We start from the raw sequence: 8,982 nt of genomic DNA, 5'->3' as shown, positions 1-8,982 counted from the left end.
TCACCCCATGCCGCATCCGCTCGACTCTTTCTTCGCGCCCGCAAGCATCGCGCTGATCGGCGCCTCGCGCGATCATGAGAAGATCCCGGGGCGGCTGCTGTCGATGCTGCGCAGGAACGAGTATCCCGGCAAGATCTATCCGGTGAACCCCAACTACGCGGAGATCGACGGGCTCATCTGCTACAAGTCGATCGCGGACGTCGGCGCGCCGATCGACCTTGCCGTCATCATCATCCCGGCGCGCGCGGTGCTGCCGGCGCTCGAGCAATGCGCTGCCGCCGGCGTGAAGAACGCCGTCATCATCTCCTCCGGCTTCGCGGAGGAGGGCGGCGACAGCGCCACGATGCAGGAGGCTATCGCGGCGCTGGCAGCGCGCACGGGCATGCGCATCTCCGGCCCGAATGCGGAAGGCTTTTTCAGCCAGGTGCAGAGCGTGGCGGCGACGTTCAGCCCTGCGGTCGACGTCAAGCCGGGCGTGGCGCCGCTGGTCGCGACCACGCGGCGGATCGGCATCGTCGCCCAGAGCGGCGGCATCGGCTTTGCGTACTACAATCGTGCGAAGGCGCTTGGGGTCGCCGTGAGCTACGTCGTCTCGACCGGCAACGAATCCGATCTCGGCGCCGGCGAGTTCCTGGACTACCTTGTGCAGGACGGCTCGACCGACGTGATCCTGCTGTTCATCGAAGGCGTCCGCGATGTCTACAAGTTTCTCGCGGCCGCGCGGCGTGCTGCCGTGATCAAGAAGCCCGTCATCGTGACCAAGGTCGGCCGCAGCAGTGCGGGCGAGCGCGCGGCGGCGTCACACACCGCGAGCATGGCCGGCTGGTCCGCGGCCTATGACGCGGTTTTCGCCAAATACGGCTTCATCGTCTCTGATGATCTCGACGAGGCGCTCACGATCGCCGCCGTGCTCGCCAGCAATCCGCTGCCGAGAGGCGATCGCGTCGCGGTCGTCACTGTCTCCGGCGGTGCCGGCATCTGGGGCACGGATGCGGTGGCGCTGGGGGGCTTGCGGGTCCCCGAGCTCTCCGAGCCGATTCAGGCGGAGATCAGCAAATTGATGCCGTCGTACGGCACGGCGCGCAACCCGATCGACGTGACCGCCCAGGGCGTGACCTCGGGCGGCCTGCAACGAAGCGTCGATCTGCTCACCGCCTCCGACGAGGTCGACGCCATCCTGGTCATGCTGTCGCTGTCGAGCGAGGTGCGGATGCCCTTCAAGGAGGCGGAGTTGAAGCCGGTGCTGGCGGCGCAGAAGAAGCCGGTCGTGTTCTATTCCTACACGCTGCCGTCGGACTTCGCGCGGCGGGAGCTGGCAAAATCCGGCGTCGTCGTGCTGTCGGGCCTCACCCATGTCGGCGTCGCCTTGCGGCAGCTCGTGGACTTCGCGACATTTGACCCGCCCAGTCCGGCGGACGAGATGCGGCTTCCGGCGTACGATCTCTCGGCATGTCTCAAATCGCCGGTCCTGTCCGAGGCCGACAGCAAGACCCTGCTTCGTGCGGCCGGCATCGCGCTGCCGGAGGAGGTGCTGGTTGCGGGCAAGGGCGGACTCGACGCGGCGATCGCGCGCCTCAGTTTTCCGCTGGTGATGAAGATCCAGTCGCCCGACATCGTGCACAAGAGCGAGGTCGGCGGCGTGCGGGTGAACATCACGACCAAGGGCGAGGTGTTTCTGGCATTCGAACAGCTCCTGAACAATGCGCGCAAGCATCGGCCGGATGCCGCGATTCAGGGCGTGCTGCTTGGGCCGATGGCAAAGAAGGGCGTCGAGATCATCGTCGGCACGATGACGGATCAGACGTTCGGCCCGATGGTGATGGTGGGGCTCGGCGGTATCACCACCGAGCTGTTCCGCGACGTCGTCTACCGCCCGGCGCCGGTGAGCGCGGCGGAGGCCGGCGCGATGCTGGCCGGGCTGAAAGCCGCGCCGCTGCTCAACGGATTTCGCGGTGCTGCCAAGGCGGACGTTGCGGCACTAGCGCAGCTGATCGCCGACATCTCCGTGCTCGCAGCGCGGCATGCGCAGAAGATCGCGGAGATCGAGCTCAACCCGGTGCTGGTGCACGGCGAGGGGCAGGGCGTGACGATCGTCGACGCGCTGGTTGTGGGGCGGAAATAGCTGGCGGCAAAACACCGCCGTCGCCCCGGACAAGCGAGCGCTGATCCGTGACCCATAATCACAGGGAGAAGTTTGGCGAAGACTCGTGGTTACCAGCTCCCGCTACAACCACGCCCTGGGGATATGGGTCCCGGATCTGCGCTTCGCTTGTCCGGGACGACGGTGGAGGATGTGGTGGTGGTGCAGCGATACGGTGAGGCAGCGGCCTTACCGCCCCCTGAAATTCGCCGCCCGCCGCTCTTCCGTAGCCTTCACGCCTTCCCTAAAATCTTCAGTCGCGCGCAGCCGCGTCTGTTCCGCGAGCTCGTGATTGGTCGCGGCCATGACGCGATCGGCGAGTCCGTTGCGCATCGTCGCGCGGGTGGAGATCAGGCCGAGTGGGGAGCATTCAGCGATTTCGGCTGCCAGCTTCATTGCGGCCGGCTTCACCTGGTCCTGCGGCACCAGCTCGTTGGCGAGGCCCCATTTGTAGGCCTCTTCGCCGGTGACGCGGCGGCTGGTGTAGAACATCAGCTCGGCGTTGTTCTTGCCGATCAGCTCGGGCAGCGTCACGGTCAGGCCGAATCCGGGATGGAAGCCGAGCTTTGTGAAGTTGGCGGAGAAGCGCGCCTCCGGACAGGTGACGCGGAAATCGGCCGACACCGCGAGCCCGAGCCCGCCGCCGATGGCCGCGCCGTGCACTGCGGCGACGATCGGCTTCTTGGCGCGGAAGATGCGCACGGCCTGGATGTAGAGATGGTTGATCGGTCCCAGGCTGTCGGCCGGATCGCCCTTTGCCGCCTGTGCCTCCTGCTCCTGCCGCGCCGGATCGTTGAAATTGGCACCGGCGCAGAATGCCTTGCCCTGCGCCGAAAGAACGGAGGCACGGATCTCGATGTCGCGGTCGAACTCGTCGAGCGCGTCCGCGATCTGGTTGATCAGCGAGATGTCGAAGAAGTTGAGCGGCGGGCGACGAATCTCGATGGTGCCGACATGCCCGACCTTCTCGACGCCGATATCCTTGTAGCTGCTCATGATGATCCTCGTTAGCGCAAACCAAGCCCGCGGGCGATGATACCGCGGAGAACTTCGGTGGTGCCGCCCTGGATGGTGAGTTTCGGCGCGGTCTTGATGGCGAAATCGAGCTGCCGCTCCAGCGTCTCGCGATTGCTCGCAGTCTCCTCGACGAAGGCGGCGAGATCGCGCACGCGATGCGGAAGCTGCTGCTCCCACACCGTGCCGATGTCCTTGACGATGGAGGCCTCCACCACCGGCTCTTTGCCGGCTTGCAGCATGCCGGCAACGGAGACCGACATGCGCCGCATGGTGTGGAGCTGTGCGACGAGGCGGCCGATGCCTTCGGCGCTGCGGGTATCCGGATCGTTCCCGACTGCGCGCACCAGCTCGGTCAGCACGTAGTAGGTTTCGAGGAAACGCTCGGGACCCGAACGCTCATAGGCAAGCTCCGATGTGGCCTGTTTCCAGGCGCCGTCGACCTCGCCCAGCACATGATCGTCCGGAATGAAATGGTCGGTGAAGACGACTTCGTTGAATTCATACTGGCCGGTGATCTGGCCGATCGGATTCACCTTGATACCCGGCTGCTTCATCTTGACCAGAAACTGCGTCAGGCCGTGACGGCGATTATCCTTGGTCGGTTGTGAGGTCCGGAAGATCGCGATCATGTAATCGGCGATATGCGCCGAAGAGGTCCAGATCTTGGTGCCGTTGATGAGATAGCCGCCGTCGGTCCTGGTTGCGCGCGTTTTCGCCGCGAACAGGTCTGAGCCCGAATTCGGTTCGCTCATGCCGATGGCGAAGCACAATTCGCCGCGGCAGATGCGCGGCAGGATGTCCATCTTGATATGCTCGGGCGCGTATTTGAGCAGGATCGGTCCGCTCTGCCGGTCAGCGACGAAGAAGCGACGGGTCGGCGCATTGGCGACGCGCATCTCTTCGGTCACCACATAGCGCTCGAGGAAGGAGCGCTCATGGCCGCCATATTTCTTCGGCCAGGTGATGCCGATCCAGCCGCGCTCGCCGACGCGGCGCGAAAATTCCGGCGCGTCGGTGTCTTCGCGATTCGGCTTGAACGGGTTGAAGGTGCCGCGGGCCATTTCTTCGGCGAGGAAGGCGCGCACTTCCTTGCGCAGCTCCTCGCATTTGGGCGGCAGGCGGATCGGATCGAAACGGAGGGCAGCGGTCATGTGTCTCGTTTCCTATCCGTCAGCGTGACGCCACCAGCGGCCACAATTCATCGGCGCCGCGATTTGCAACCAGCTTGCCGAGTTCGACGGCCCAGTAGCTCTCAGAGCCGAAATCGTCGCGCCAGGCCAGCGCCCGCAGCGAATAGCGGTGCAAGATGTGCTCGATGGTGAAGCCGATCGCACCGTGTACCTGATGCGCGATGGCGCCGCCCTTCTCGGCTGCCTCCGCGCAGCGGATCTTTGCGGAGGCGGCTTCGAGATAGACCGCGTCGTTGAAAGCGGTCGCGCTCGCGATGGCATCGGCGGCGGAGGTCGCTGCGGCCAGCGCCGCGGCGGATTCGCCGGCGAGTTTTGCGAGGTTGTGCTGCACCGCCTGGAACTTCGAGATCTTCTTCTCGAACGCGACGCGCTCGTTGGAGTAGCGCACGGAGATGTCGAGCATCGATTCCAGCGCGCCCGCGATCTGGAGGCTGCGCACGACGCCGCCCATCAGCATCACCGTGGTCTGGTCAAGGTGCTTTGGCGCGGGCTTGATTGTGATAGGCGCGGCTCTCTCGAGCGTCACGACATCGCTGTCGTCGTAGCCGACATTGAGCCCGGCCTCGATCTTCGCCTTGCCGGCATCGACCAGCGCGATGGAGACGCCGCCAGTGCCATGCGCCAGCACCGCAAAATGCTTTGCAGCTTTCGCAAAGGGCACTCCGCGAACGCGGCCGGAGAGTGAGCCGTCGGGATTGAGGGTGATGCGGTCCTTCGGGCTCGCCGGCAGCACCGTCATCTCGCCTTCCGGGGAGGCGATCTTCGCCTGTGCGAGCAGCCAGCCGGCAAGCATGGTTTCGGCGAGGGGAACTGCGATCGCAAAACGCCCCGCAGCATTGAGCAGGGCGAAGCCATCGGCAAGGCTCGCGCCGGAGCCGCCGAGATCGTCCGGCACCCACGCCAAGGGCAGTCCGGCCTCACTCAGCGCCAGCCACAGCGGGGCTTTCCACGCGTCCTTCCTGTCGTTGTTGATGGTTTGCGGATCGGCGAGATCGGCGAAGATTTTCTCCGCGGTCTCGACGATGATGTTGTCACTCTCCGCCACAGCGTTCCCCGTGTTTTGCCATTGGCGCGTCCGTCTTTTCGAGCGGGTGCGCGAGCCTCTTCTTGCGCCCGATGATCGGAAAAAGCCACGGTCCTGACAAGCGTTGATCGCAGGTCCGCCTGCGGCGCGGGCATGGGCAAAGAGACTAATTCCGCTTAGCGGAGTTTGGTCGATTTGCAGCCGTCCACAAACTCGCTAAACAGGGCCGCTGGCATTCAGAACAAGAGAGGATAACCGGATGGCAAAGGACGGCTTGTGCGCAATCGTGACGGGGTCCGCATCCGGTCTCGGCGCGGCGACCGCGGAAATTCTCGCGCGTGGCGGTGCGCGGCTGGTCATCAATTATTCGTCGAGCCAGAAGGAAGCCGAGGCCACGGCCGAAGCCTGTCGCAAGGCCGGCGCGGCCGAGGTCGTGATCGCACAGGGCGACGTCTCGCGCGACGAGGATTGCCGCAGGATCGTCGCGGCGGCGGAGGCCTGGGGCCGGCTCGACGCGCTCGTCAACAATGCCGGCACGACCAAGCACGTCGCTCACGCCAATCTCGATGGTTTGTCGGCGGAAGATTTCCAACGGCTCTATGGTGTCAACACCATCGGTCCGTTCCAGATGGTGCGTGCGGCGCGCAAGCTGCTCGAGGCTGGTGCGAACGCCTCGGGGCGGGCGTCAGCGGTGGTGAACGTGTCCTCCGTTGCCGGCATCAGCGGTGTCGGCTCCTCGATCGCCTATGCCGCAAGCAAGGGCGCGCTCAACACCATCACGCTGTCGCTGGCACGCGCGCTTGCGCCGCTGATCCGCGTCAACACGGTTTGCCCCGGCTATATCGACACGCCCTGGTTCACCAAGGGTCGTGGCGAGGATGGCGCCAAGCAGGTGCGCGACAACGTGATCGCGAAGGTGCCGCTCAAGGTCGCCTCAAGCGCCGACGATATCGCGCAGCTCGTCTGCTTCCTCGCGACGCCAGCGTCGAGCAACATGACCGGCGAGATCGTGCGCATGGATGCCGGGCTGCATTTGATTACGTAACTCGTCATTGCGAGCGCAGCGAAGCAATCCAGAAGTGTCTCCGCAAAGGAAGACTGGATTGCTTCGTCGCTTCGCTCCTCGCAACGACGGAAGAGACGGCCAATGCCGTCAACCCTTGATCACCCCGCTCGCGACCAGCCGGTGCCAGATGAACAGCACCACCACCGCGCCGATGGTGGCGGTGATGAAACCTGCGCCCTGGTCCGCGCCGTAATGGCCGATGGCCTGGCCGACGAAGGTCGCGAGAAATGCGCCGGCAATGCCGAGGATGGTGGTGAGGATGAAGCCGTTCGGGTTTTTCGGTCCCGGCGCCAGCCAGCGCGCAATGAGGCCGGCGACGAAGCCGACGATGATGATCCACAACAGGCCGCCCATGCTCATGTCCGTGCTCCCCTTCGCTTCTCGCGTGAAATCAGATCCGGTCCGATACCTCGTTCTCTGTCGGCAGCCGTCCGTCCGGCGTCAGGTGATCGACCACCTGCGGCAGGTACTGGCTGAGACCGGACAGGAGTTCGTCGCGCGACAGGCCGCTCTGGGCTGAAAGACTCTGGATTTGATCCGCGCCGAGCGCATTGGCGAGGTCGCCCGGTGCGATCGGCTTGTTCTGACCTTTGCCGACCCAGGAATCCGCAGTTTCGCCATGGCCGCCTTGCTGGAGCTGGTTGAGGAGGTCACCGAGCCCGCCGCTGAGCACGCTGCCGGCCGCGCCGCCCGCGAGCAGGCCACCGAGGCCGCCCTTGAGCACATCACTGAGCCCGCCGCTACCACCGGGCCCGCCGGGAAGAACTGCGCCGCCCGCATTCGCTTGCGTCGGAGGCGGCAATGGAGACCGCTGCTGTGGCGCCGCATCGGGTTGACCTGCCGTCAAATGCTTGAACGCCTTCCAGGCGAGCAAGCCGAGGATTGCCATCGTCATCGGCGACATGCCGCCGGAGGATTCCTGTGAGCTTGGCGTGCTCGGGCCGCGCGGGCCGTTCTGCATGCCGTTGAGGACGTCGAGTAGACCCATGGTGCTCTCCCGCTGAACATGCCCCGCGGCAAAAACATATGGGGCTCTCATGACGGTTACAAGGCGGTCGCGCCGCAACCGCAGGGTCCGATGGGCAAGCGGCGCGGCCTTTGCTATCGATGCTCTGGTCAAAGACGCTGTCGAATGTGATAGGGCTTTTCGAGGAGCAGAGCGGGTGGTGACGGATCGACCGATCGCCGTTGCGGGCGCGGGGGCCATCGGATGCTTCGTCGGCGGCATGCTCGCTGACGCCGGCCGCCGCGTCGCACTCCTGGTGCGGCCGCGGGTGAAGACCGAAATCGAACGGTTCGGCCTCAGGCTGACCGATTTCGGCGGATCAGAGCGGCGGCTCGCCGCAGGCCAGCTCGCGCTGTCGGAAGATGCCTCAATTTTTCACAGTGTCGGCGTCGTTCTGGTGACGGTGAAGAGCGCCGACACGACTGAGGTCGCCGAGCTGATCGCCCGGCACGCGCCGGAGGATGCCGTCATCGTCTCCTTGCAGAACGGCGTCGGCAATGTGGGGATCCTGCGCGACAAGCTGCCCGGGCGGCGCGTGCTCGCCGGCATGGTGCCGTTCAACGTGATCGCGATGGGCGAGGGGCGCTTCCACCGCTCGACCTCCGGCGACATTCATGTCGAGAAGGATGCGGCCGATACGGCTGCGACGCTGTCGGTGCCGGGCCTCAGCATGCGCGCGAGCCCGGACATCACCGGCGTGCAATGGGGCAAGCTGATCATCAACCTGAACAATGCGCTGAGCGCGTTGTCCGATATGCCGCTCGCCGCCCAGCTTGCGAGCCGGGACTGGCGAAGACTGTTTGCGGACCAGATGGCCGAGGGGCTCGCGGCGATGACGGCAGCGGGCATCAACCCGGTGTCGGCAACGCCGATTCCGCCGCGCTGGACGCCGACGCTGCTGCGGCTGCCCGACATGATCTTCAACGTGATCCTGGGGCGGACCATGAAGATCGATCCCGAGGCGCGCTCCTCGATGTGGCAGGATCTGAAGCAGGGACGCAAGACCGAGATCGACTATCTGCAGGGGGCGATCATCTCGTTGGCGGACCAGCATGGGGTGGACGTGCCGCTGTGCCGCCGCATTGCTGCGCTGATCAGGGCGGCTGAAAGCGCGGGCAACGGCCCGCCGCGCCTGACGCCGCAGCAGATCCGCGGCGGTGCGTGAGCACTGGTCCGACCGGAGGAGCGCCGATGAAGCCTGGCTTGATGATTGGGATTGCGGTCGTCGCGCTCTGCGGCGCATCCGATCTTGCGCTGGCCCGGCCGCCCACCGTCACCCCATCGCCCGGCTATGACAGGCGATTGCAGGAAAGCCGATCGGCGCCGAGCGGCACGACGACAGTTGCGCCCGCTGGTCCACCGGCGACCACGCACAAGCATTCAAGGAAGAAGCATACGAACTGATGCGCGACGCTGTAGCACGGTGTCGGGGCTACGCACTCCCCCCGCAAAAGCGGGGAATCTAGTACGCCGCGGCTTCTCCGCACACGACTACTGTCTCTGGAATACTGGATCGCCCGCTTTCGCGGGCGATGACGG

Annotated in this window: 9 protein-coding genes; 4 read left to right on the top strand and 5 right to left on the bottom strand. The window is 65.3% G+C overall.

What is annotated here, in order from left to right; all coding sequences use genetic code 11:
• The first annotated feature begins 7 nt into the window (after positions 1-7).
• The gene (locus QQL28_RS02780; RefSeq protein ID WP_284260770.1) at positions 8-2,122 is read left to right on the top strand and encodes an acetate--CoA ligase family protein; all 2,115 of its coding nucleotides are present in this window, start codon (positions 8-10) and stop codon (positions 2,120-2,122) included.
• Between the two features lie 207 nt (positions 2,123-2,329).
• Here QQL28_RS02780 and QQL28_RS02775 read toward each other — a convergent pair whose 3' ends face one another.
• From QQL28_RS02775 to QQL28_RS02765, 3 genes are read right to left on the bottom strand one after another with little or no spacing between them, the layout of a single operon-like run.
• Entirely contained in the window at positions 2,330-3,136 is an 807-nt protein-coding gene (locus QQL28_RS02775) for an enoyl-CoA hydratase/isomerase family protein (protein ID WP_284260768.1), read from the bottom strand.
• 11 nt (positions 3,137-3,147) lie between these two features.
• On the bottom strand, positions 3,148-4,308 hold the full coding sequence (locus QQL28_RS02770; protein ID WP_284260766.1) for an acyl-CoA dehydrogenase family protein: 1,161 nt from the start codon (positions 4,306-4,308) through the stop codon (positions 3,148-3,150).
• Between the two features lie 19 nt (positions 4,309-4,327).
• Positions 4,328-5,392 (bottom strand): acyl-CoA dehydrogenase family protein, encoded by a 1,065-nt coding sequence (locus QQL28_RS02765; protein WP_284260764.1) that lies wholly within the window; start codon positions 5,390-5,392, stop codon positions 4,328-4,330.
• 238 nt (positions 5,393-5,630) lie between these two features.
• Between QQL28_RS02765 and QQL28_RS02760 the strand changes: the two genes are divergently transcribed.
• On the top strand, positions 5,631-6,416 hold the full coding sequence (locus QQL28_RS02760) for an SDR family NAD(P)-dependent oxidoreductase (protein WP_284260762.1): 786 nt from the start codon (positions 5,631-5,633) through the stop codon (positions 6,414-6,416).
• 108 nt (positions 6,417-6,524) lie between these two features.
• Here the strand turns inward: QQL28_RS02760 and QQL28_RS02755 are convergent, their stop codons facing one another.
• Together QQL28_RS02755 and QQL28_RS02750 are read right to left on the bottom strand one after the other, a co-directional pair.
• Complete coding sequence (locus QQL28_RS02755; RefSeq protein WP_284260760.1) at positions 6,525-6,797, bottom strand: GlsB/YeaQ/YmgE family stress response membrane protein; 273 nt, start codon at positions 6,795-6,797, stop codon at positions 6,525-6,527.
• Between the two features lie 31 nt (positions 6,798-6,828).
• Positions 6,829-7,425 (bottom strand): YidB family protein, encoded by a 597-nt coding sequence (locus tag QQL28_RS02750; protein ID WP_284260759.1) that lies wholly within the window; start codon positions 7,423-7,425, stop codon positions 6,829-6,831.
• A 175-nt stretch (positions 7,426-7,600) separates the two neighbouring features.
• Here QQL28_RS02750 and QQL28_RS02745 point away from each other — a divergent pair, with 175 nt between their 5' ends.
• Together QQL28_RS02745 and QQL28_RS02740 are read left to right on the top strand one after the other, a co-directional pair.
• Positions 7,601-8,608 (top strand): 2-dehydropantoate 2-reductase, encoded by a 1,008-nt coding sequence (locus QQL28_RS02745; RefSeq protein ID WP_284260757.1) that lies wholly within the window; start codon positions 7,601-7,603, stop codon positions 8,606-8,608.
• Positions 8,609-8,634: 26 nt separating this feature from the next.
• Positions 8,635-8,847, top strand: coding sequence for a hypothetical protein (locus tag QQL28_RS02740; protein WP_284260755.1), 213 nt, complete (start codon positions 8,635-8,637; stop codon positions 8,845-8,847).
• Positions 8,848-8,982 lie beyond the last annotated feature (135 nt).

Source organism: Bradyrhizobium iriomotense (genome assembly GCF_030160715.1).
Lineage (GTDB): Bacteria > Pseudomonadota > Alphaproteobacteria > Rhizobiales > Xanthobacteraceae > Bradyrhizobium > Bradyrhizobium iriomotense.
Note: the sequence above shows the minus strand (reverse complement) of the source record. Positions and strands in the feature narration are given on the sequence as shown.